The sequence below is a fragment of the Saccharothrix xinjiangensis genome (assembly GCF_039527585.1).
GTDB classification, from domain to species: Bacteria; Actinomycetota; Actinomycetes; order Mycobacteriales; family Pseudonocardiaceae; genus Actinosynnema; species Actinosynnema xinjiangensis.
Map to the genome: position 1 here is coordinate 152,417 of NZ_BAAAKE010000009.1, position 22,567 is coordinate 174,983.

The following is a 22,567-nucleotide window of genomic DNA, read 5'->3' on the forward strand; positions in this document are numbered from 1 at the left end:
GGCCGCCCCGCTGCGGGGCGGCCCGGCCGTCGTCACCGGGTCAGATCTTGCCGGTGCCGGCGCCCTGCGTCACGATGGTCTTGATGTTGGCCGCCGGGTCGGCGGTGTACTGGTAGTAGTTGGCCGGGTTCTCGACCGAGCCGCCCACCACCGGGTCGCCGGACTCACCCGTGTAGTGGTTGTTCCGCTCGACGATGTTGCCCTTCGGGCCGGCGTAGCTGGTGGTCATGGGCTCCTCGACGTCCTCGAAGAAGTTGCCCTCGACCCAGCAGCCGGACTGCTGCTGGCAGGCGACGCCGACGTCGCTGTTGTCGTAGAAGTAGTTGTTGAACACGTGCACCGGGTTGCCGAACCGGACGCGCGGGTTGCGCTGCGGCGTCTTGTCGAACCAGTTGTGGTGGTAGGTGACCTTCAGGTACCCGATGTCCTGCGCGCCGTTGTCGTCGTCGTGGCCCAGCAGCATGTTCTTGGTGTGGTTGTGCGTGTGGTTCCACGAGATCGTCACGTAGCTCGACCCGCGCTTGACGTCGATCAGGCCGTCCTTGCCCGCCGACAGGTCGTTGTGGTCGATCCAGATGTGGTGGGAGAACATCTGGACGTTGATCGAGTCGTCGTTGGCGTTGCGGAACACCATGTTGCGGATGATCACGTTGTGCACGGCGTTCGCCGGGGGCGAGGTGACCTCGCTGACCGGCAGGCCGACGTTGAGGCCGCCGCCGCTGATGCCGGAGTTCGCGCCCACGCCGATGATCGTCTTGTCCGACGACACGTCGTACATGCCGGCCGGCAGGGTGATCAGGCCCTGCACCTTGACCACGCGCGGGCCGTCGGCCTTGATGTTGTTGATGAAGTCGGTGGGCGTGGTGACGGTGACCTCGGGGCCGCCCGCGCCGCCGGTGGTGCCGTTCTGGCCCAGGGCGTTGACCGACGCGAAGCCCACCGGGCCGCCGGTCGGCTGCCCGCCGCCCTGGTCGGACGTCCGCACGGTGATCGCGCCGGACGGCGACGAGGAGTTGCCCGCCGCGTCCCGCGCCACCACGTAGAAGGTGTAGCTGGTGGCCGGGCTCAGGCCGGTGACGGTGAACGAGGTGCCGGTGGCGGAGCCGACCTGCACGTCGGTGCTGCCGGCCTCGCGGTAGACGGTGTAGCCGGCGACGCCGACGTTGTCCGTCGAGGCGCTCCAGGTGAGCGTCGCGCTGTTCGCCGAGGCGCCGCCGGCGCGGAGGTCGCCGGGCGCGGCGGGCGGCGTGGTGTCGGGGGTGGGCGAACCCAGCTTGCCGACGCCCGCGCCCGCGCGGACCCGGGCCGGCACGGTGTTCGGGTCGTCCACGGTGTAGGCGTAGTACGTGCGCGGCTCGGTGACCGTGCCGTCCGACTCCGGCGCGCCGGAGTTGACGTAGACGTTGTTGCGCTCCACCAGCCTGCCGGGGTCGGACTCGAAGATCTGGACCTTCGTCGGCGAGGCGACGTTCTCGAAGTAGTTGCCCTCCACCAGCACGCCCGCGTCCATCGCGGTCGCCGCGCCGTAGGAGTCGGTGCCCTGGACGTTCCGGTAGTAGTTGTTGAACACGTGCACCGGGTCGGCGAACCGGACGCGCGGGTTGCGCTCCGCGGTGCCGTCGAAGAAGTTGTGGTGGTAGGTGACGCGGAGCTTGCCGTCGTCCTGGCCGCCGTTGCCGTCGGAGTGGCCGACCAGCGAGTTCTTGCTCTGGTCGTGGAAGTGGTTCCAGGAGACGGTGACGTAATCGGAGCCGCGCTTGACGTCCAGCGCGCCGTCGTAAGCGCCGGACAGGTCGTTGTGGTCGACCCAGACGTGGTGCGCGCCGTCGGTGATGTTGATGGCGTCGTCGTTGGCGCCGGTGAAGGTCAGGTTGCGGATGATGACGTTGTGCGTGCCGTCGACGTCGAGGCCGCCGCCGGTGATCCGGCCGTTCGTCCCGACGCCGATGATCGTCTTGTCGGACTCGACGTCGAGCATGCCGCTGAGCTGGATGGTGCCGTTGACCTGGATGACCAGCGGCTCGGTGCGTTCGACCGCGTCTTCGAACTGGGTGCGGTTGGTGACCGTGACGGTCTGACCGCCCGCGCCACCGGTGGTGCCGTTCTGGCCCAGGGCGTTGACGGAGGCGAAACCGACCGGGGACGCCTCGGCGGCGGCCGCCGGGGTGGTCGCTGCGACGGCTGACGTGAATCCGCCGATGAGCGTCGCGGATAACGCGAACGCGGTTGTTCTCCTCACGAAGTCCTCCGTTGGACTCGGCCGACACCGGTGTCGGCGGTGCGTGGCGGGAACGGTGGCGACGTTCTCCTCTTCAGCAATAGGGGGTGCTGTTCGGATATGTCAAAAAGATTCACATGGGTGTACTCGTTCGACGATTTCGATAGATTTCGACTGGGTGTTCGACGGGAATTCCCGGGTGGGTGGAATGGTTCACGTACTCGAATTCGCGGGTTTTTCGGGCGGATGGTCGAGCGGGGCGGTCCGATCGGCGGAGCGGCTCCCGTCGGCCTCGTGGATCGCCCTGCGAGGTCGGGGGACCTCACCCGCTGAAAGGAAAAGGGGCCGCCCACCACCCGGTGGACGGCCCCTCGTCGTTCTTCGGCAGATCAGCTGCGGACCATCTTGCGCAGCACGTACTGCATGATGCCGCCGTTGCGGTAGTAGTCGGCCTCACCCGGGGTGTCGATGCGGACGACCGCGTCGAACTCCGTCTTGGAGCCGTCCTCCTTGGTCGCCGCCACGTGCACCGTGCGGGGCGTGTCACCGTTGTTCAGCTCGGTGATGCCCGTGAAGTCGAACGTCTCGGTGCCGTCCAGGCCCAGGGAGGCGGCGTCCTGACCCTCGGGGAACTGGAGCGGCAGGACGCCCATGCCGATGAGGTTCGAGCGGTGGATGCGCTCGAAGGACTCGGCGATCACCGCCCGCACGCCCAGCAGCGAGGTGCCCTTCGCGGCCCAGTCGCGGGACGAGCCGGAGCCGTACTCCTTGCCCGCCAGCACGACCAGGGGGACGCCCGCCTCGGCGTAGGACACCGACGCGTCGTAGATCGTGGTCTGCTCGCCGCCGGACAGGAAGTCGCGGGTGAAGCCGCCCTGGACGCCCTGGCCGTTGTTCTCGTCGGCGAGCAGCAGGTTCCGCAGCCGGATGTTGGCGAACGTGCCCCGGATCATCACCTCGTGGTTGCCGCGCCGCGACCCGTACGAGTTGAAGTCCTTGCGCTCGACGCCGTGCTCGGTGAGGTACCTGCCCGCGGGCGAGTCGGCCTTGATCGCGCCGGCCGGGGAGATGTGGTCGGTGGTCACCGAGTCGCCCAGCAGCGCCAGCACGCGCGCGCCGCTGATGTCGGTCACCGCGGCCGGCTCCATCTCCATGCCCTCGAAGTACGGGGGCTTGCGCACGTAGGTGGAGTCCGCGTCCCACTCGAACGTGTTGCCGGTCGGCGTGGGCAGCTGCTGCCAGCGCTGGTCGCCCGAGAACACGTCCGCGTAGCCCTTGGTGAAGCCCTCCGGCGAGATCGCCGACGCGACGACCTCGGAGATCTCCTGCGGCGACGGCCAGATGTCGGCCAGGTAGACCGGCTCGCCCGCCGCGTCCGTGCCCAGCGGCTCGGTGGTGATGTCCTTGTCCATCGTGCCGGCCAGCGCGTACGCCACCACCAACGGCGGGGACGCCAGGTAGTTCATCTTGATGTCGGGGTTGATCCGGCCCTCGAAGTTCCGGTTGCCCGACAGCACGGACACCGCGGCCAGGTCGCCCTGGTTGATGCCCGCCGAGATCTCGTCCTGCAACGGGCCCGAGTTGCCGATGCAGGTGGTGCAGCCGTAGCCGACCAGGTGGAAGCCCAGCTTCTCCAGGTACGGCATGAGGCCGGCGCGCTCGTAGTAGTCCATGACGACCTTGGAGCCCGGCGCCAGGGTCGTCTTGACCCACGGCTTGCGCTCCAGGCCCTTCTCCACGGCCTTCTTCGCCAGCAGCGCCGCGCCGATCATCACCGACGGGTTCGAGGTGTTGGTGCACGAGGTGATCGCGGCGATCGCGACCGCGCCGTGGTCCAGCTCGAACTCGGCGCCGTCCAGGGACACCTTGACCGGGTTGGACGGCCGGCCCTCGGCGCCGTGGGCGGCCGAGTGGAACACGCGCGGCGCGCCGCCGGTGTCGCCGTCCGCGGGCGAGATCGGGTCGCTGGCGGGGAACGTCTCCTCGACGGCCTCGTCCACGCTGGACGCGGAGGTCTGCTCGGTGTCGGACACGTACGCGCCCAGCGCCTGGCGGAACGCCTCCTTGGCGCTGACCAGCTCGATGCGGTCCTGCGGGCGCTTGGGGCCGGCGATCGACGGCACGACCGTCGACAGGTCCAGCTCCAGGTTCTCGGAGTAGACCGGCTCGGCCTCCGGGTCGTGCCACAGGCCCTGCTCCTTGGCGTAGGCCTCGACCAGCGCCAGCTGCTCGGCCGAGCGGCCGGTCAGCTCCAGGTAGTCGATGGTCTCGCCGTCGATCGGGAAGATCGCGCAGGTCGAGCCGAACTCGGGGCTCATGTTGCCGATGGTGGCGCGGTTGGCCAGCGGCACCGCGCCGACGCCGGAGCCGTAGAACTCGACGAACTTGCCGACCACGCCGTGCTTGCGCAGCATCTCGGTGATGGTCAGCACCAGGTCGGTGGCCGTCGCGCCGGCGGGCAGCTCGCCGTGCAGCTTGAAGCCCACCACGCGCGGGATGAGCATCGACACGGGCTGGCCGAGCATCGCGGCCTCGGCCTCGATGCCGCCGACGCCCCAGCCCAGCACGCCGATGCCGTTGACCATCGTGGTGTGCGAGTCGGTGCCGACCAGGGTGTCCGGGTAGGCCTGGCCGTTGCGGACCATGACCACGCGGGCGAGGTGCTCGATGTTGACCTGGTGGACGATGCCGGTGCCCGGGGGGACGACCTTGAACTCGTCGAACGCGGTCTGGCCCCAGCGCAGGAACTGGTAGCGCTCCCTGTTGCGCTCGTACTCCAGGTCCACGTTCAGCTCGAACGCGTCCGGCCGGCCGAACACGTCGGCGATCACCGAGTGGTCGATGACCAGCTCGGCGGGCGCCAGCGGGTTGACCTTCGCCGGGTCGCCGCCGAGCTGGGTGACGGCCTCGCGCATGGTGGCCAGGTCGACCACGCAGGGCACGCCGGTGAAGTCCTGCATCACCACGCGGGCGGGCGAGAACTGGATCTCGGTGTTCGGCTCTGCCGACGGATCCCAGCCGCCCAGCGCGCGTACGTGGTCGGCGGTGATGTTCGCGCCGTCCTCGGTCCGCAGCAGGTTCTCCAGCAGGATCTTCAAGCTGTACGGCAGGCGCTCGGCGCCCTCGACCGCGCTCAGCCGGAACACCTCGTACGAGGCGTCGCCGACGGTGAGCGTGCCGCGGGCGCCGAAGCTGTCCTTGCTCGCTGGTGCAGTCACGTGAAACTCCATCTGGTGACGCGCAAAGTCGGTTCGGGGAACTTCTGCTGAGTCTTCCGCACCACGGGGTGCGGTGCCTCCCTGCCCTAAACAGTACGCGTGTCCTGTATAAACCTTCAACCGGGTCCCACCTCGGTCAGGGCATCATCACACCCGTGGTGCGTCTTGATCGAATCGGCAAGCGCTACGGCCGCGGCCCGTGGGTGCTGCGGGCCCTCTCGCTCGACGTCGCGCCGGGCGAGGTGGTCGCCCTGCGCGGCGGCAACGGCTGCGGCAAGTCGACCGCGCTGCGGATCGCGGCGGGCATCACCGCGCCCACGACCGGCCGCGTCACCCGCGGCGCGTCGGTCGGGTACGCGCCCGAGCGCTTCCCGACCGACGTCAGGCCGCCCGCCCGCGAGTACCTGCGCCGGCTGGCCGCCGTGCGGGGCGTGCCCCTCAGGTGGGACCTGGTCGAGGCGCTGGGCTTCGCGGGCGACCCGGACGCGCCCGTGGCCACCCTGTCCAAGGGCAACGCGCAGAAGATCGCCTTGGCCCAGGCCCTGCACGCGACCGACCTGCTGGTCCTGGACGAGCCGTGGTCCGGGCTGGACGCGGCGGCCGGCGCCGTGCTGGGCGAGCTGGTGGCCTCCTCGGCGGCGGCCGTGGTGCTGACCGACCACCACGGGCACGACGTGCCGGGGATGCGCGAGGTGTTCCTCGGCGAGGTCGGCGACGGGGTGGTGGTGATCGAACTGGACCGGGTGGGGGAGGCGTTCGCGCTGATCAGCGGCATGACGGGGGTGTCGTCGGCACGTCCGGTCGGCGCCGGCGCGCGGGTGGAGGTGCGGGCCGGGCACAGCGACGGGGTGCTGGCCGAGGCGCTGCGGCTGGGCTGCTCGGTGCGGAGCGTGCGGTCGTGAGGGCGCTCGCGGGGCACCTGCTGGCGGACGTGCTGCGCACCCAGCGCTGGCTGCCGCCGCTGCTGCTGTTCGCGGCCGTGCTGGGGATGCTGTACGCGTCGGACGCGGGGCCGCCCCTGGCCGCCTACGCGGGGACGTGCGTGCTGGTCTACCCCGTGTCGGCGTGGCTGGCGGTCGTCGTCGCGGGCGCCGAGGACCCGGTGCGGCGGGCGGTCACGGTGGTGGCGGCCGGCGGCTGGGCCCGGGTCCAGGTCGCGGCGAGCGCGGTGTCCGCCGCGGGCGCGCTGGGGCTCGCGCTGGTCGCGGCCGTGGTGCCGGTGCTGACCCAGCCGCGCCCGTACCCGCTCGCGGTCGTGGCGCAGGGGTTCGGCGGGCTGGCGGTGTGCGCGCTGGTCGGCGTCGGCGTGGGCGTGCTGTGCGGCCGCCCGGTGGTCGACCGGGTCGGGTGGTCGCTGCTCGCCGTGACCGCCCTGGTGGTGCTGCTGCTCCTGTTCGGCCGCACCCCGCCGGTCGGCAACGTGCTGTGGTCGCTGTCCCACGGCGACGGCGTGCCGGGCGCGCTGGCGCTGTCGGGCGCGATCGGCGTGCTGCTCGTGGCCGGGGCCACCGCGCTGGCGACGGCACTCGGCCCCCGCCGCGGGTGAGCGACGGGGGCCGGGTGGGTCTTCACCTCGACGGGGCCCGGCCGCCGCGGGTGGGCGACGGGGGCCGGGTGGGCGTTCCGGTTACTTGATGCCCTCGATCAGCTCGTCGAGGTCCTTCGGGTCCAGACCGCGCATCAGCGTCAGGAACAGCTCGCTGTAGGTCCGGAACGGGCTGACGTACCACTTGCCGTCCACCTCGGTGGCGACCACGCCGATGCCGTCCTTCAGCACCTGCGCGCCGACCCGGGCGATCACGTCCACGGCCGCGCCCGGGACGTCGCGCCCGCCCTGTTGCTTCACCAGCTGCGCGATCTCGTCCGCGCACAGCCGCTGCTGCTGGCCCTGCGCCTCGGCGGTGTAGCAGTCGCCGTCGCGGGTGATCTCGCCGGTCTCGCCGTCGACCTCCAGCACCAGCCTGCGGATGGTCAGCTGCGTGCCGCCGGTGACCTCCTTCGAGTCGGTCTCCAGCTCGACGAGCTTCGCGTCGGTCGCGGGCACCCGGCCGATCTGGTCCAGGATCACCGGGCCGACGTCCTGGAGCACGCCCATCTCGTCCGGCGGCAGCAGCGCGATGACGCCCTTGACGTCACCGGCCAGCGCCTTCTCCACGATCTGCTCGGCCGCGTCCTCGGGCGAGCCCGCGCCGGCCGGCGCGATGCCCTGCGCCGGCCACTCCAGGCCCTCTTCCTCCAGCGCGGCGTTCGCGACGGTGTAGAAGAGGCTCGGGTACCACTCGTCGCCGACCTTGATGGTGGCGATGCCGATCGGCTTGCCCTTGCGGTCGGCCTTGACCTCGGCGAAGTCCAGCGTCTCGGTCTGCGGCTCCGCCCGCTGCAACTCCGCGCCCAGCGCGTCGACCAGCTTGTCGGTCAGCGGGATCTGCTTGACGTCCGAGGTGATCGTGATCCTGCCCTCGGTCACCTTGTTGATCGTCAGGTGGTCGTTGACCCGGATCGCGGCGGCCTCGTCGAACTTGATGCCCTCGCTGGTGACCTGCACGCCGCTCAGCTTGTTCGGGTCCGCGTCCGGCTTGAGGATCTCCAGCCGCTTCGCCTCGCTGACGGTGGCCTCGGTGTAGTCCTTGCTCAGCGCGGCCTCGGCGGGCGCCAGGCCGTTCATGATGCCCAGGACGTCACCGCTGCCCAGCGCGTTGAGCAGGTTGCCCGCCGCGGCGGACGGGTTCTCCGCGCCCGCGGCCACGTCGTCGGAGCTGCGCAGCGCCCACACCGTGCCGACGGTGCCGGCGGCCAGCACGAGGACGGCGACCACGGCGGTGACCACCAGGCCGGTCCGCTTCTTCTTCGGCGGCTCGGAGCCGACGTAGCCCTGCGGCGGCTGGCCGTACGGGTGCTGCGGGAAACCCTGCTGCGGGAAGCCCTGCTGCGGGAAGCCCTGCTGCGCGAAACCCTCCGGCCCGGTCTGCGGGAAGCCCTGCTGCGGCGCGCCCTGCTGGGGGTAGCCCTGCTGCGGGTGGCCCTGGGGGCCGGTCTGCGGGCCGTTCTGCGGGTAGCCGCCCTGCTGGGGGTACCCGCCTTGCTGCGGGTAACCCTGCGGTGGCTGGCCGTAGGGGTTGTTCTGCTGCGGTTGCCAATCGCCTCCGCCGCCGCCTGGGTAGGTCACGGTGATCCTCCTGTACTGCTGAACGCTGTGCGGGTTTTCGCGGTGAGCACGGTGATCGCCCCCGCGATCGCCAGCACGGCACCACCGAGGGTCACCACCGGTCCGGTCGAGGTGATCCCGACCAGTGCCGCCTCGCTGCCACCTTGGACGGCGGCGAGTGCCGCCACCGTTCCCGAGATCGTGCCGAAGATGAGCCCCCCGCATGAGGCGATTCGCGGAAATCGCAGGGCCCAGAGGATCACCGAGCACGCCGCCAGCGGGGTGAGCCCGACCCAGGTGCCGCGCACCACCTCTCCCGGCACGCCGTCCAACCCGGCGAAACCACGGAGCGCGAGCACCTCGTAACTCGTCCTCGTCACCGATCCGGACCGCAGCCACGGCAGGAAGGTACCCACCACCGCTGTGACCAAGCCGACAACCGAGAGCACCCCGCCAGTCCACGTCCTGCGCACGCGCACATGCTCGCAAACGTGTGGGACGGTGTGGGCATGAGTGCTCGGGACGTGATGGCCGCCGCCCGCCGGATCACCGTGCTCACCGGCGCCGGCGCGTCCGCCGCGTCGGGGGTGGGCAGGTTCGCGTTCCCCGCACCGGACCGGACGGCCTCCGCGGCGGCGCGGCGGGAGCTGTGGCGGTCCTGGCTGGACGATCCGATGTGGACCGCCGAGCCCAACGCCGCGCACCTGGCGCTGGCCGGGCTGGAGCGCGCCGGGCGGGTGCGGGCGCTGCTGACGCAGAACGTGGACGGGCTGCACGGGCGGGCCGGGTCGTCGGCGGTCGAGCTGCACGGCTCGGCGACGAGGGTGGTCTGCCCGGACTGCGGCGCGGGCGCGTCGACGGCGTGGGCGCTGGCCGAGGTGCGCGGCGGCGTGGACGAGCCGCTGTGCCCGCTGTGCGGCGGCGCGGTGCGGCCCGCGGTGGTGGCGTTCGGCGAACCGCTGGCCGACGAGGTGCTCAGGGCGGCGCGCGCGGCCGTGCTGGACTGCGACGCGCTGCTGGTGGCCGGGATGTCCCTGGAGGTGGAGCCCGCCGCCTCGCTGGTGGGCCTCGGCGCGCGCGCCGGCGCGGCCGTGGTGATCTGCAACCTGACGCCCACGCCGTACGACGGGGTGGCCGCCGCGGTGGTGCGCGAACCGGTCGAGCGGTCGCTGCCCGAACTGGTCGCGGTGCCCGTGGCGGCGACCGGCCCGGTCCGGACCTGGGGCGACCCCAGCACCTGGTGATCACCCGTCGGTGCAGCTCCATCACCCTCCCGTGGAGGGCTCCCGGTGCCATCCTGGACCCATGGGGGAACAACAATCACCGATCAACATCGGCCGCACCGTCGCCACGCCCGACCTGCTCGACCAGCTGGAGATCGGCTGGCGGCCCGACCGCTTCACCGTCCAGGAGGGGCCCGAGGGGCTGCGGTTCGCGCCCCGGGGCACGCACACCGCGCACCTGTCCGACCAGGTCTACCGGCTGGTGAACCTCCACTTCCACCGGCCGAGCGAGCACTGGGTGCGCGGTCGCCCGATGCAGGCCGAGATGCACGCGGTGCACCTGCGGGTCGACGACCGGCTCCACGCCTGCGTGGTCGCCGTGTTCCTCGACCTGGGCGACGCGCCCGAGACCGGGGGCGCGGGCGAGCCGCCGACCTGGATCGACCTGCCGGCGCTCCTCCCGGAGGGCGGCTTCCACCGCTACGAGGGCTCGCTGACCACGGGGGAGTTCACCGAGAACGTCAGCTGGGTGGTGATGCGGGAGGCGGTCACCGTGGCGGACGAGGGGCTGCGCGCCTTCGTCCGCTCCCGCGCCGACCACGCCCGCCCGGTCCAGCCGCTGAACCGCAGGTTCGTGCTGACGACGGGCTGAAAGCCCAATAACGTCAGCTCGCATGCACGTACCCCTGACCGTCTCAGACTTCCTGTACCGGGCGGAGCGGGTCTTCGCCGACACGACCGCCGTCGTCGACGAGCCGAACCAGCCCGCGCCGCCCGTGCCGGCCACCACCTACGCCGGGTTCGGCGACCGCGTCCGCGCCTGGCAGGCCGGGTTCGACGCGCTCGGGCTCGGCGAGGGCGAGCGGGTGGCCGTGGTCAGCCACAACTCCGCCCGCCTGCTCGAACTGCTGCACGCCGTGCCCGGCACCGGCCGGATCTGCGTGCCGGTCAACTTCCGGCTGCGGCCCGAGGAGATCGCCTACATCGTCGAGCACAGCGGCGCGTCCACGCTGCTCGTCGACCCGGAGCTGGACCTCGGCGACGTCACCGCGCCCCACCGGTTCACCCTGGGCGAGGAGACCGAGGCGCTGATGCGGTTCGACACCGAACCCCGGCCGTGGCGCGAGCCCGACGAGGACGCCACCGCCACGATCAACTACACCTCCGGCACCACGGCCCGCCCCAAGGGCGTGCGGATGACCCACCGCAACATCTGGCTCAACGCGGTCACCTTCGCCCTGCACGCCCGCGCCTGGGAGCGCGACGTCTACCTGCACGTGCTGCCGATGTTCCACTGCAACGGCTGGGGCATGCCCTTCGGCCTCGCGGGCCTCGGCGTGCCCCAGGTGGTGCTGCGCAAGGTCGACGGCGCGGAGATCCTCACCCGCGTCCGCGACCACGGCGTCACCCTCGTGTGCGGCGCGCCCGCCGTGTGGAACGCGGTGCTCGACGCGGCCCGGTCGTGGGACGGCGAGATCCCCGGCCGCGACCGGGTGCGGGTCATCTGCGCCGGCGCGCCCCCGCCCAGCCGCACCATCGCCCGCGTCGGCGAGGAGCTGGGCTGGGAGTTCCTCCAGCTCTACGGCCTGACCGAGACCTCGCCGATGCTCACCTTCAACCGCACCCGACCGGGTGATGACGGACTTGCGCCGGAGGAGCGGGCGCGGAAGCTGTCGCGGGCCGGCGCGCCGGCGGTGGGCGTGCGCCTGCGGATCTCGGGCACGGGCGAGGTCATGGCCCGCTCCAACGTGGTCATGGACGGCTACTGGGAGGACCCGGGCGCGACCGCCGAAGCCCTGGAGGACGGCTGGTTCCACACCGGCGACGGCGGCTCGCTGGACGACGAGGGGCACCTCACGATCTCCGACCGCAAGAAGGACGTGATCATCACCGGCGGTGAGAACGTGTCGTCCATCGAGGTGGAGGACGCCCTGTTCAGCCACCCCGCGGTGGCCGAGGCGGCGGTCATCGGCGTGCCGCACGACAGGTGGGGCGAGACGATCAAGGCGCTGGTCGTGCCCGCGGACGGGGCCGAGGTGACCGAGGCCGAGCTGATCGCCCACTGCAAGGCGCGGCTCGCCGGGTACAAGGCGCCGACCTCGGTGGAGTTCCGCGACGCCATCCCGCGCACCGCCACCGGCAAGGTGCAGAAGTTCAAGCTCCGCCAGCCGTACTGGGCGGGGCTGGAGCGGGGGGTCAACTGACGGGCGAACCGGCCGGGAGATCGGCCGGCGGGCCAAACCCCTGTTACCCGTGTGGCTGATGTTCGCCCTGGTTCGAGTGGAAAGCCCGTGGCTCCGGTGGCACAGTTCCGCTCGTGAGACGGGTGGGCCGAACGGCGCAACGCCGATGGGCCGAACGGCGGGGAGGCGGGTGTCGTGGCTCGGTGGGCGCTCTCGGTGGTGGTCGCGCTGTCCGCGGTGATCGGCTTGGCGGGTGCGGCGGTCGCCGCCCCCCCGCCCCCACCGAACCCCGGCGACGCGGAGATCGGTGCGGGCCGGCGGGAGGCCGCCGCCAAGGCGGCCCGGGTCGGTGAGCTGACCGGCGAGCTGGCCGACGCCGAGGCCCGCCTCCGGGACCTGACCGGCGGCGTCGCGTTCACGATGGAGCTGGCCAACAAGGCCAGGGTCGACCTGGAGGCGGCCCGGGGCGAGGCCGACGGGGCGCGCCGGGAGGCGGGGGCCGCGCAGGTCGAGGCGAAGGCCGCGGCACGGGCCGTCGAGGACGCGCGGGCCCGGCTCGACGAGTTCGCCGCCGCCAGCTTCCGGCAGGGCAGCGCGGTCGGGTCGCTGTCGGCCTACCTGGGCGCGTCCAGCCCCCGGGACCTGCTGGCCCGCGCGCAGCTGCTGGGCGCGATCGGCGACTCCAGCCTCGACGCCCTGGACGACGTCGAGCGCACCAGGGCCGAGCTGGCCAACAAGGACGCCGCCGCCCGCGCCGCCCGCGCCCTGGCCGACGAGAAGCGGGCCGCGGCCGACCGGGCCGCGCAGGATGCCGACACGGCGCGGGTCGAGGCCCAGCGCGCCCAGCAGGACCAGGCCGCGGCGGCGCGGGCGATCCAGGAGGACAAGGCCCGCGTCGAGGGCGAGCTGGACCGGGCGCGCGACGCCGTCGAGGGCCTGGAGGAGCAGCGCGCCCAGTACGACCGCTGGCTGGAGGAGAAGCGCCGCGAGGAGGAGGCGGCGGCGGCCAAGCCGCCGCCCGCGCCCGCCCTGCCCGCCCTGCCCGCCCTGCCCGCCCTGCCCGTCATCGCGCCGGCGCCGCCCGTCACCGCGCCCGCGGGCAACCGCGTGGAGATCGTCGTCGAACGGGCCATGCGGCAGCTGGGCGTCCGCTACTCGTGGGGCGGCGGCAACTACGACGGCCCGACGGTCGGCATCCGCGACTGGGGCGTCGGCGACTCGCACGGCGACTACTACACCGTCGGCTTCGACTGCTCGGGGCTGATGATGTACGCCTTCGCGGGCGTCGGCGTCCACCTGCCCCACTACAGCGGCTACCAGCACAACGCGGGCCGGAAGGTGCCGCTGTCCCAGGCCCGGCGCGGCGACATGATGTTCTGGGGACCGGGTGGCGGCACGCACGTCGCCCTCTACCTCGGCGGCGGCATGATGGTCGAGGCGCCCTACTCGGGCGCGAACGTCCGCGTCGCCCCGGTCCGCTACGGCGGCATCCTGCCCTACGTCACCCGCGTGCTGTAGCCGGCCCTCGTCGGGTGAACCACGTGGTCAGGGCGGCTTCGAGGGTGTCGTCCGGCTGCGGGTCGGCGGTGGTGGACACCCACGCGGCGTGCCCGTCGGGGCGGATCAGCAGCCCCTCCAGGTCGGGGTGGCCGGGGCAGCGGGCGCGGTGCCGGTCCACCGGGGCGGCCGGGCTCGCGGGCAGCGCGCGGTCTCGGGTTCCCCGCGGCGCGCGGTCGCCGGTTTCCGGTAACACGCGGTCGCCGGTCTCCAGCAGCGCGCGGTCGCCGGTTTCCAGCAGCACCGGGCGACCCGGCCGCAGCAGTTCGGCCACGGTGGTGCGGCGCGGGCCCGCGACCAGCTCCAGGTTCGGGGCGAGCCCGCCCAGCCACGGGTGGTCGCCGGGCACCCGCGGGCCGTACCGGGTGGACACCCCGCTCACCAGCTCGGCCAGGTGCCTGCCGACCGCCGGGAGCGCGGCCAGCTCGCCCAGCAGGTCGCGCACGGGCTCCAGGGCGGGGTCGCGCCGCCCGAGGAGCGCCTGCGCCCGCGTGGTCCGCAGCACGACCGCGCCGACCGGGTGGCGTTCGTCGTGGTAGCTGTCCAGCAGGCCGTCCGGGGCGCGGCCGAGCGCGACCGCCGCCAGCTTCCAACCGAGGTTGACCGCGTCCGCGATGGCCACGTTCACGCCGACCGCACCCGCCGGCGGGTGCACGTGCGCGGCGTCGCCGGCCAGCACGACCCGGCCCGCGACGTAGCGGTCCGCCTGCCGCGCCGCGTCGGAGAACCGGGTGATCCAGCGCGGTTCGCGCAGCGCGACCCGGCGGCCGAGCGCGGAGTCCAGCACCCGCTGGAAGCGGTCGAGCGGCACCGGCTCGTCGCGGTCGGCGGGCGGTTCCGGCTCGTCGAGCACGATCCGCGCGTACCCGGGCCGCGGTATCACGAACACCGAGCCGCCCTCGCCCTCGGTCACGCCGAACGGCAGGGCGTCGGGTTCGACCAGCTCCACGTCCGCGAGCAGGCCGAACCTGCCGGCCGCCACACCGGGGAAGCCGATCCCGGCGAGCTTGCGGACGGCGCTGCGGCTGCCGTCGCAGCCGACGAGGTGGCTCGCGCGCACCCGGTGGAGCCCGTCGCCGACCCGCAGGGTCACGTCGACGCCGTCGTCGTCCTGGTCGAGGCCGACGACCTCGTGCCCCCACCGCACCGGCACGCCCAGCTCGGCCAGCCGCTCTTCGAGCAGCTCCTCGACGCGGGTCTGCGCGATGCCGAGCACGTACGGGTGGTCGGTGTCCATCGCGGTCAGGTCCAGCGGCCGGCTCGGGTCCGCGAACATGGCGTACGGCACCGCGGCGCCCTCCGCGAGGAACCGGTCGACGAGGCCGCGCCGGTCCAGCAGTTCGAGGCTGCGCGCGCCGAGCGTGAAGCCGCGGCAGAACGGCGAGCGCCGCGGCAGCCGGTCCGCGACCAGCACCTCGACGCCGGCGAGCGCCAGTTCGCCGGCCAGCACCAGCCCGGCCGGGCCGGCTCCGGCGACCACGACCGTCATCGGACCTCCCCGGTGGTCTCGGCGCCCTCGGTGTTCCCGGCGGTCTCGGTGTTCCCGGTGGTCTCGGTGTTCTCGGCGGCGGGCCAGGCCAGGCGCCCGGACTCGACGTCGTCGACGATCTCCTCGACCCAACCCAGCTCCGCCTCAAGCACCCGCACGGCGTACTCGACCTCCAGCACGAACAGCCGCGGCACCCGGCCCGAGTCCAGCACGGCGCGGTGCTCGGCCCGAAGCTCGTCCAGCTCCGCGCGCAGCCGCCCGGCCCGCTCCCGCAGCGCCTCCGCCGCGCCCTCGGGTCCCAGGATGCCGAGGTAGGTGACCGCGGCGAGGAACTTGGGGTGCTCGGTGGCGGGGACGCGCACGAGGTCGTCCACCCAGCGCGCGAACTCGGCGCCGCCGGTCCCGGTGTGCCGGTAGACGGTCCGCTCCGGGCGGCCCCCGACCCTGACGGTTTCGACGGCCTCGATCCAGCCGGCGCGCTCCAGCGCCCGGACCACGTCGTACAGGGAGCCGGTGGTCACCTTGAAGGCGCGGTCCAGGCCGCGTTCCCGCAGGGTGGTGGCCAGGGCGTGGGGGTGCGCGGGCGACTCCGCCAGCAGGCCCAGGACGGCCAGGCCCAGCAGGTTCGACACCGCGCGCTGAGTGCTCTTGGTGCTCTTGGTGCTCTTGGTCCGCCGGGTCCGCTGGGCGCTCTCGGCGCGCTGAGTGCTCTCGCTGCTCTCGATCAAGTGCTCGCCTCCTATTGCTCGGATCCGAGTATTAGGGTCCGAGCACGGTGAGGTCAAGCACGGTCGAGGTGGTCGAGCGGCAGGGGTGGCCGAGCGCGGTTGCCGGGTCCGGTCGTGGAGGTGGTCAGCGGCGGTCGCCCACGGGGTCCAGCCGCAGCGCGCGGACCTCCTCGCGCAGTGCCCGGACCTCGTCCAGCAGCACGTGGTCCGGCGCGGGGCGCGGCGCTTCCGACTCCATCGCGCTGCACACGACCGCGATGAACAGGTTGAGCATGGTGAACGTCCCGACCAGCAGGTAGGCCAGGAAGAAGACCCACGCCAGCGGGTGGGTGACCATCAGGTCCCGCATCACGTCCGACCACCCGTCGCCCGTGGTGATCTGGAACAGGGTCAGCACGGTCGCGCCCAGGTCCGCAAACCGCGGGTCGCCGCTCGCCCGGAACAGGTTCACCGCCACCACGCTGCCCACGTACAGCACCAGCACGAGCAGCCCGGTCAGGGACAGCAGGCCCGGGACGGACCTGACCAGGGCCGTGACCACGCGGCGCATGCTGGGCACCACCGAGACCAGGCGCAGGGCGCGCAGCACCCGCAGGGACCGCACCACCGACAGCGGCCCGGCGGCCGGCAGCAGGGAGACGCTCACGACCAGCAGGTCGAACACGTTCCACGGGTCGTGGAAGAAGCGCGCCCGGTGCGCGTACAGCCGCGCGGCCAGCTCCGCGGTGAAGAACGCGAGGGCGGCGCGGTCCAGCCCGGCGAGCAGGTCGCCGTGCGCGGCGGTCAGCGCGGTCGACGTCTCGCAGCCGAGCACGACCGCGTTGACCACGATCACGGCGACCACCAACCGCTGGAAACGCGTGCCGTTCACCGCGGAGTGAACGCGGTCGCGCAGTGTCATCCGGAAAACCCCTCGTGCACCTCGGCGGGCGGTGAGCACCGAGCCCATCGGCGCACCGGGTGGCGGGCTTGAGCCGATTCACCCGGACGAGCGGATGAAGTGGGATTTCGCGCGGGTGCAGTCGTCGTAATCGGCGTCGTGCGCGAGCGCCGCGCGGTCCTTCACGGCCCGTAGGCGTCCCGGAACGCCGGGTCGGCGCGCAGGCGGTCGCGGAGAACCGGGGGCAGGCGCGGGTCGTGCCCGGCGAGCACAGGTGGCGTGCGAGGTGGCGGCTCCAGGCCGGCGAACGGCCCGATGCGCCGCGCCCACACGCCGTCCGGCGCCGCGAGGTCGGCCGCCGCGCCGTCCGCGCGCGGCTCGTCGCCGACCGCGACGACCAGCGCGGTCGGTCCCGGTCGGTCGAGCAGGGTCAGCCGGTGTTCGGCGTCCAGGTCCCGCAGCCGGTCGGCGACGCCGGGGCCGACCGCTTCCACGCGCAACGAGTGGTCCACGACCCCAGGGTGGCGTGGGCCCCGGTCGGACCGGGGCCCATGCCACCTCCTAGCGGTCCATCAGCGCGAACACGCCCCAGCCCAGGTACTCGCGCTGGTAGCGCGCGTGCCTGACCGGTTCGGCGCGCAACTCGGCGCGCAGTCGGTCGGCCAGTTCGTCGTCCGGGTGCTCGTCGAGCCAGCGGCGCGTGGTGAGCCACTGCGCCGCCGCGTAGCGGTCCCAGCCGTCCTGGTCGGCCAGCACCATCTCGACCACGTCGCAGCCCAGCTCGCCGAACTGCTCCAGCAGCCCGGTCAGCGGGTGCAGCGCGTCGCGCCCCTCCATGAGGCAGGCGCGGGCGGTGGCGTCGTCCGGCGGGTCCAGCCGCCAGTACGGGTGGCCGACCAGCAGCAGCCCGCCGGGGCGCAGGCTGCGCCTCAGCAGGTCGACGGTGCCGGGCACGCCGCCCCCGACCCACGTCGCGCCGAGGCACGCCGCGACGTCCACCGGCTCGTCCGCGACGTGGCCGGCCGCGTCACCGTGCTCGAACCGGACGCGGTCGGCCACGCCCAGTTCGACGGCCCGCGCCCGCGCGCCCGCCACGAAGGCGGTGCTCAGGTCGACGCCCGTGCCGGTCAGGTCGTGGTCGCGGGCCCACGTGCACAGCATCTCGCCCGAGCCGCAGGCGAGGTCGAGCACGCGCGCGCCCGGTTCGAGCCGCAGCGCCGCGCCCAGCGCCGCCAACTTGGCGTCGTCGAACGGGTTGTGGATGCGGTGGCCGCTCTCACGGATGGTGAAGATGCGTGGTATGTCCACTTCGGAACGTCCTCTGGTCCGGGGTCTGGTTGGACTCGATCGGCCGCACGGCGGCCGGGACCTGGACGGGCATGCAACGCACCTCTTCACGGGCGTGGTGGACGGGCGCGCGGACGCTAACCGCGTGCCCCGGCGGCCGTCCACCGAATTTGCCAAGGCGCTCGGAATAAATGCGCCAATTGAGTCGCGACAACTCCGATCACCCGGATGCCGACGGTTGAATTCGGTATTTTCTGAGGCCAGGGGAGGAAGACGCGGTACAGGGGGGACCATGAGGACCGAAGGGGAATCGACAGTGGGCGGACGCGGCGCCGGGGTGCGCCGCGTCCCGTGGTGAACGGGGAATTCCACCGGGCGGTGCTCGACCGCGCCGACGCCGCCGTGCTCGTGGTGGACCCGCACGACCTGGGCGTCCGGTGGGCGACCCCGGCCGCCCGGCGGCTGTTCGGCGGCGCGTCCGGTCCGCTGCCGGACCTGGTGGCGCCCGGCGACGCCGCGGCGGTGGGCACGTTCCTCCAGGCGGCGGGCCGCACGGGCGCGTCGCGGTGCGGGTGCGCGGTGCCGGTGGAGGGCTCGGCGCGCAGGCGGGTCGACCTGATCGCCCGGGACCTGGGCGACGACCCGGAGGTGGGCGGGATCGTGGTGGTGGCGCTCGACGTCACGGGGTGGGCCGAGACGGCGGACGAGTTGGGCAGCAGGCTCAACACCGACGCGCTGACCGGCCTGGCCAACCGCACGGGGTTCGTGCCGAGGCTGGAGCAGGCGGTGCGCGGCGCGCCGGGACCGGTGCTGGTGTTCCTCGACATCGACCAGTTCAAGGGGGTCAACGACCTCCACGGGCACGCCGCGGGCGACGAGGTGCTGCGGCTGGTCGCCGCCCGGCTGGCCGCCGTGGTGGCCGGTCGAGGCACGGCGGCCAGGCTCGGCGGCGACGAGTTCGCGGTGCTGCTCGACCGGCTCGACGGGCGGCGGGCGATCGCCGCCGCGCACGAGGTGCTGGACGCGATCGCCGCGCCGCTGGAACCCGCGGCGGGCGTGGTCAGGGTGACGGCGTCGGCGGGCATCACGTTCGTGCGGCCCGGCCATAACGCGGAGGACCTGCTGCACCAGGCGGACCTCGCGATGTACCGGGCGAAGACCGTCGGACCGGTCGCGGTCTACCAGGAGGACCTGGAGGACTGGGCGCTGGCCCGCAAGCACCAGGTGGACCGGCTCGCGGAACGGCTGGAGGAACTGCACGCGGAGAACCGGGCCCTGGCCGAGGCGGCGTCGACGGACCAGCGCACCGGCCTGCCCAACCCGGCGTCGTTCGACGCCGACCACCAGCACCGCAACCGGTTGGGCGAGCCGTACGGGCTGCTGCTCGTCGACATCGACCGCTTCCACAGCTACAACACCCTCTACCGCTACCTGGCCGGGCACGAGGCGTTGCGCGCGGTCGGGCAGGCCATCAGCCGCACCGCCCGCGCGGGCGACCGCGCCTACCGGTACGGCGGCGAGGAGTTCACGGTGCTGCTGCCGAACGCCCGGTTGGACGGCGCGCTCGCGCTGGCCGAGCGGATCAGGCGGGAGGTCGAGCTGCTGGGCCTGGAGCACCGCGGCAACCCCGGCGGGGTGGTGACGGTGTCGATCGGCGCGGTGGAGGTCGCGCCGGGCGCGTCGGTGACCGACGCGGTGGAGGAGGCCAGCGCCGCGCTGCTGGAGGCGAAGGACGCGGGGCGGAACCGGGTGGCGGGGAGGCGGGCGGGGTAGCGGGGCGAGGGCGGAGGGGAGAGGGGTGGAGGGCGGAGGGGAGAGAGGGGGAGAGGGGGCCTGCGGCGGGCGGCTCGCGCCCCGCTTGCGGGCCTCGGGCGGGCGGCAGGCAGGCAGGCGGCCCGTGGGTGGGCGGCCAGCTCGCACCCGGCTGGCAGCGGCAGGCGGCGGGCGGGCTGGCGGCGGGCGGCGGGCGGCGGGCGGGCGGCAGCGGGAGGGTGGCAAGGCCGGTAGCGGGGCGGGGGCCGGGTGGCCGAGACGCGAGACGCGGGGCGGGGGCCGGGTGGCCGAGACGCGCGGCGTTGGGCCGAGGGGTGTGGTGCGCCTCAGGCCGTGGGCAGGGCGTCCAGCAACCAGGAGTACGCGTCGCCCAGCGTGACCCGTTCCCCGGTCACCGCGCCCACCAGCCGCCAGTACCGGCGCAGCCGCGGGTCGCGTTCCACCTCGGTCCGCGCCCGCAGCTCGCGCCGGAACGCCGGTGTGTCCCGCGCTCCCCGCACCGCCGCGTGCGCCGCCACGAACACGTCCAGCGCCTCGCCCGCCCCGGGCGGCCGGCCCGCCGCCACCAGCGGTCGGGCCAGGTCGCACGCCAGGCCGATGCCCTCGTGCAGCGCGCTCTCGTCGCGCACGCGGTCACGTGCGCGCATCCGCCGGCCCAGGGACGCGTCGCTCGCCACCACCACCATGCCCGCGTAGGCGACCACCTGGTCGGGCGTCGGATCGACGGGCGGCGGCGGCGCGATGACGGACAGGAACATCTCCGCGGTCGGCGTGGTCGCCGGGTCCAGGTAGTCGCGCCGCCAGAACGCGATGAGCGAGTCCCGCGCCGCGGGCACGTCCGGCACGGCGGCCAGCAGGTCCAGCCGGTCGGTCCGGTCGGCCGGCGCGGCGTCCGCGACGGCCCTCAGCGCGGCCCGCCGCCACGCCATCTCCGCCATCGCCGCGTCCAGCCCGGCCCGCTCGCCGGCGATCACCTCGGTCAGGGACCGCCTGCCGGCCAGCACGTCCGCGACCGCCGGCAGGCCGAGCCCGATCGCGCGCAGCCGCCGCACCGTCCGAAGCCGCTCCACCGCCGCCTCGTCGAACCGCCGGTGCCCGCCCGCGCTGCGCCCGGCGTCGAGCAGGCCCTCGTCGCAGTAGAACCGGATGGTGCGCACGGGCACCCCGGTGCGCCTCGACAGGTCGCCGATCCCCAGCACACCGCCCCCTGTGATGCCGGTCACCTTCGCTGGAACCTCCAGTCCGGTGCCGTTCCTACCGTACGGGGCATGCGGAACTGGTTGGTGGAACGGACGGACGCCTTCGTCGAGGGCGTCGGCGAGGTCGGGAACAGCGGCGGCGGCTTCGCCTCGGCGGTGCCCACCTGCCCGGGGTGGACCGTCCGGGACCTGGTCACGGCGGTCGACGGGCGCGCCGACCCGGTGTGGACCTACCTGGGCCCGCGGCCCGCCGCGTTCTGGACGCGCCGCACCCTGCACGACACGGTCGTCCACCACGCCGACCTCGTCCTCGCCGCCGGCTCGGAGCCGGACGTGCCGGAGGACGTCGCCGCCGACGCCGTCGACGAGCTGTTCGAGCTGTTCACCGACCCGGCCGGCGTGTCGCTCAAGCCCTCGTTGGCGCACCTGCGCGGCACCGGCGAGACCCTCCTGCTGCGCCCGCGCGGCCGGCCGCCGCTGTTCGTCGTCCGCACGCCCGGGGGCCCGGTCCGGCGGTCGGGTGAGGGGCCCGCGGACGTGGTGCTCACCGCGCCGCCGCCCGACCTGCTGCTGGTGCTGACCCGCCGCCGGTCCGCCGACCACCCGGGCGTGCGGGTCGAGGGCGACCGGGCGCTGCTCGACCACTGGGTCGCCCACACGGCCCTGTGAGAACTCAAGCGACTACTCTGAGTAGAGAAAGAAAGCGAATATGTCTCAAGTAAATGAATCTACCTCGCCCAGTCTGGTGAATCTGGTCACGCCGGGTTACTAAGCGGGGGTGAACCACGACGTCTCGCAGCACTTCTCGGCCGGTCTGTCCACGCTCGCCATCGCCTACGTCATCGCCGTCATCGGCTCGCTCCTCGGCCTCGCCTGCATGGCCAGGGCCAGAACCGAGCGGCACCGGGCCGCCAAGATCCGCTGGACCGTGCTCGGCGCGTTCGCCATCGGCGGCATCGCCATCTGGCTGATGCACTTCGTCGCCATGCTCGGCTTCGAGATCCCCGACGCCACCATCAAGTACTCCGCGCCGTTGACCGCCCTGTCCGCGGTGGTCGCCATCGGCGTGGTGGGCGCGGGCCTGTCCCTGGTCACGCTCGCCCGGTTCACCAAGCCGCGGCTGCTGCTCGCCGGGGGCCTGACCGGGCTCGGCGTGGCGGGGATGCACTACCTGGGCATGTCGGCGATCCGCTTCAAGGGCGAGATCTCCTACGACCCGGCGCTGGTCGCCGCGTCCGGCGCCATCGCGGTCGTGGCGGCCACCGCCGCGTTCTGGTTCACCCTGGTGGTCCGCACGCCCGCGGCGGCCGTCGCGGCCGGGCTGACCATGGGCGTCGCGGTCACCGGCATGCACTACACGGGCATGGCCGCGGTGCGGGTGACGCACCGCGAGGCGATTGTCGCGCCCGACGGCACCACCGTGTTCGACCTGGTGTTCCCGGTGTTCGTGATCAGCGGCCTGGTGGTGGCGGCGCTGCTGTGGGTGCTGTTCACCACCGGCGACGACGCGGTGGGCGAGCCCGCCTAGGCGGTGTCCCCCAGGTCGTTGGCCGGGGTGGTTGGTGGTTCCGGCCCGCCGGTGCTCGCGCCGCCCGCTGCCACGCCCGGACACCGCCCGGCAGCGGCCCCGTCGCCGCCTGCGCCCGATCGGCCGGTCCACCACGGCC

19 protein-coding genes are annotated in these 22,567 nt (G+C 73.4%); 9 read left to right on the top strand and 10 right to left on the bottom strand.

The window, feature by feature from the left end; genetic code table 11:
• Positions 1 to 40 precede the first annotated feature (40 nt).
• Together ABD223_RS20635 and ABD223_RS20640 are read right to left on the bottom strand one after the other, a co-directional pair.
• The gene (locus tag ABD223_RS20635; protein ID WP_344037958.1) at positions 41 to 2,239 is read right to left on the bottom strand and encodes a pectate lyase family protein; all 2,199 of its coding nucleotides are present in this window, start codon (positions 2,237 to 2,239) and stop codon (positions 41 to 43) included.
• Positions 2,240 to 2,607: 368 nt separating this feature from the next.
• The gene (locus ABD223_RS20640; RefSeq protein ID WP_344037959.1) at positions 2,608 to 5,436 is read right to left on the bottom strand and encodes an aconitate hydratase; all 2,829 of its coding nucleotides are present in this window, start codon (positions 5,434 to 5,436) and stop codon (positions 2,608 to 2,610) included.
• Positions 5,437 to 5,591: 155 nt separating this feature from the next.
• Here ABD223_RS20640 and ABD223_RS20645 point away from each other — a divergent pair, with 155 nt between their 5' ends.
• Complete coding sequence (locus ABD223_RS20645) at positions 5,592 to 6,338, top strand: ABC transporter ATP-binding protein (RefSeq protein WP_344037960.1); 747 nt, start codon at positions 5,592 to 5,594, stop codon at positions 6,336 to 6,338.
• Positions 6,335 to 6,982: a hypothetical protein gene (locus ABD223_RS20650; protein WP_344037961.1), complete on the top strand. Its 648-nt coding sequence runs from the start codon at positions 6,335 to 6,337 to the stop codon at positions 6,980 to 6,982. The genes ABD223_RS20645 and ABD223_RS20650 overlap by 4 nt, the downstream gene beginning before the upstream one ends.
• Positions 6,983 to 7,063: 81 nt before the next feature.
• Here the strand turns inward: ABD223_RS20650 and ABD223_RS20655 are convergent, their stop codons facing one another.
• Together ABD223_RS20655 and ABD223_RS20660 are read right to left on the bottom strand one after the other, a co-directional pair.
• Positions 7,064 to 8,602 (bottom strand): proline-rich domain-containing protein, encoded by a 1,539-nt coding sequence (locus tag ABD223_RS20655; protein ID WP_344037962.1) that lies wholly within the window; start codon positions 8,600 to 8,602, stop codon positions 7,064 to 7,066.
• Complete coding sequence (locus tag ABD223_RS20660; protein ID WP_344037963.1) at positions 8,599 to 9,060, bottom strand: hypothetical protein; 462 nt, start codon at positions 9,058 to 9,060, stop codon at positions 8,599 to 8,601. Before ABD223_RS20660 ends, ABD223_RS20655 begins: the two co-directional genes overlap by 4 nt.
• Positions 9,061 to 9,090: 30 nt before the next feature.
• Between ABD223_RS20660 and ABD223_RS20665 the strand changes: the two genes are divergently transcribed.
• The 4 genes from ABD223_RS20665 (at position 9,091) to ABD223_RS20680 (ending at position 13,505) form a co-directional block, all read left to right on the top strand.
• Positions 9,091 to 9,825, top strand: coding sequence for an SIR2 family NAD-dependent protein deacylase (locus ABD223_RS20665; RefSeq protein ID WP_344037964.1), 735 nt, complete (start codon positions 9,091 to 9,093; stop codon positions 9,823 to 9,825).
• Between the two features lie 61 nt (positions 9,826 to 9,886).
• On the top strand, positions 9,887 to 10,456 hold the full coding sequence (locus ABD223_RS20670) for a carbonic anhydrase family protein (protein WP_344037965.1): 570 nt from the start codon (positions 9,887 to 9,889) through the stop codon (positions 10,454 to 10,456).
• Between the two features lie 22 nt (positions 10,457 to 10,478).
• Entirely contained in the window at positions 10,479 to 12,008 is a 1,530-nt protein-coding gene (locus ABD223_RS20675; RefSeq protein WP_344037967.1) for an AMP-binding protein, read from the top strand.
• A gap of 174 nt (positions 12,009 to 12,182) precedes the next feature.
• Positions 12,183 to 13,505 carry an NlpC/P60 family protein gene (locus tag ABD223_RS20680; RefSeq protein ID WP_344037968.1) on the top strand — a complete coding sequence of 441 codons (1,323 nt, stop codon included), beginning with the start codon at positions 12,183 to 12,185 and terminating at the stop codon, positions 13,503 to 13,505.
• On the opposite strand, the gene ABD223_RS20685 is transcribed toward ABD223_RS20680, so the two are convergent.
• The 5 genes from ABD223_RS20685 to ABD223_RS20705 form a co-directional block, all read right to left on the bottom strand.
• Positions 13,489 to 15,033 (bottom strand): FAD-dependent monooxygenase, encoded by a 1,545-nt coding sequence (locus ABD223_RS20685; protein WP_344037969.1) that lies wholly within the window; start codon positions 15,031 to 15,033, stop codon positions 13,489 to 13,491. The two genes, ABD223_RS20680 and ABD223_RS20685, sit on opposite strands and share 17 nt — an antisense overlap.
• Positions 15,030 to 15,761, bottom strand: a complete 732-nt coding sequence (locus ABD223_RS20690) for a PadR family transcriptional regulator (protein WP_344037970.1) — start codon at positions 15,759 to 15,761, stop codon at positions 15,030 to 15,032. Before ABD223_RS20690 ends, ABD223_RS20685 begins: the two co-directional genes overlap by 4 nt.
• A 124-nt stretch (positions 15,762 to 15,885) precedes the next feature.
• Complete coding sequence (locus ABD223_RS20695; RefSeq protein WP_344037971.1) at positions 15,886 to 16,662, bottom strand: ion transporter; 777 nt, start codon at positions 16,660 to 16,662, stop codon at positions 15,886 to 15,888.
• Positions 16,663 to 16,823: 161 nt separating this feature from the next.
• Entirely contained in the window at positions 16,824 to 17,153 is a 330-nt protein-coding gene (locus ABD223_RS20700; RefSeq protein ID WP_344037972.1) for a hypothetical protein, read from the bottom strand.
• Positions 17,154 to 17,202: 49 nt separating this feature from the next.
• On the bottom strand, positions 17,203 to 17,949 hold the full coding sequence (locus ABD223_RS20705; protein WP_344037973.1) for an SAM-dependent methyltransferase: 747 nt from the start codon (positions 17,947 to 17,949) through the stop codon (positions 17,203 to 17,205).
• A 330-nt stretch (positions 17,950 to 18,279) separates the two neighbouring features.
• On the opposite strand from ABD223_RS20705, the gene ABD223_RS20710 reads away from it, so the two are divergent.
• The gene (locus ABD223_RS20710; RefSeq protein ID WP_344037974.1) at positions 18,280 to 19,701 is read left to right on the top strand and encodes a sensor domain-containing diguanylate cyclase; all 1,422 of its coding nucleotides are present in this window, start codon (positions 18,280 to 18,282) and stop codon (positions 19,699 to 19,701) included.
• Positions 19,702 to 20,027: 326 nt separating this feature from the next.
• On the opposite strand, the gene ABD223_RS20715 is transcribed toward ABD223_RS20710, so the two are convergent.
• On the bottom strand, positions 20,028 to 20,924 hold the full coding sequence (locus tag ABD223_RS20715) for a MerR family transcriptional regulator (protein WP_344037975.1): 897 nt from the start codon (positions 20,922 to 20,924) through the stop codon (positions 20,028 to 20,030).
• Positions 20,925 to 20,969: 45 nt separating this feature from the next.
• Here ABD223_RS20715 and ABD223_RS20720 point away from each other — a divergent pair, with 45 nt between their 5' ends.
• Positions 20,970 to 21,569, top strand: a complete 600-nt coding sequence (locus ABD223_RS20720) for a maleylpyruvate isomerase family mycothiol-dependent enzyme (RefSeq protein WP_344037976.1) — start codon at positions 20,970 to 20,972, stop codon at positions 21,567 to 21,569.
• 109 nt (positions 21,570 to 21,678) lie between these two features.
• Complete coding sequence (locus ABD223_RS20725; RefSeq protein WP_344037978.1) at positions 21,679 to 22,428, top strand: MHYT domain-containing protein; 750 nt, start codon at positions 21,679 to 21,681, stop codon at positions 22,426 to 22,428.
• Positions 22,429 to 22,567 lie beyond the last annotated feature (139 nt).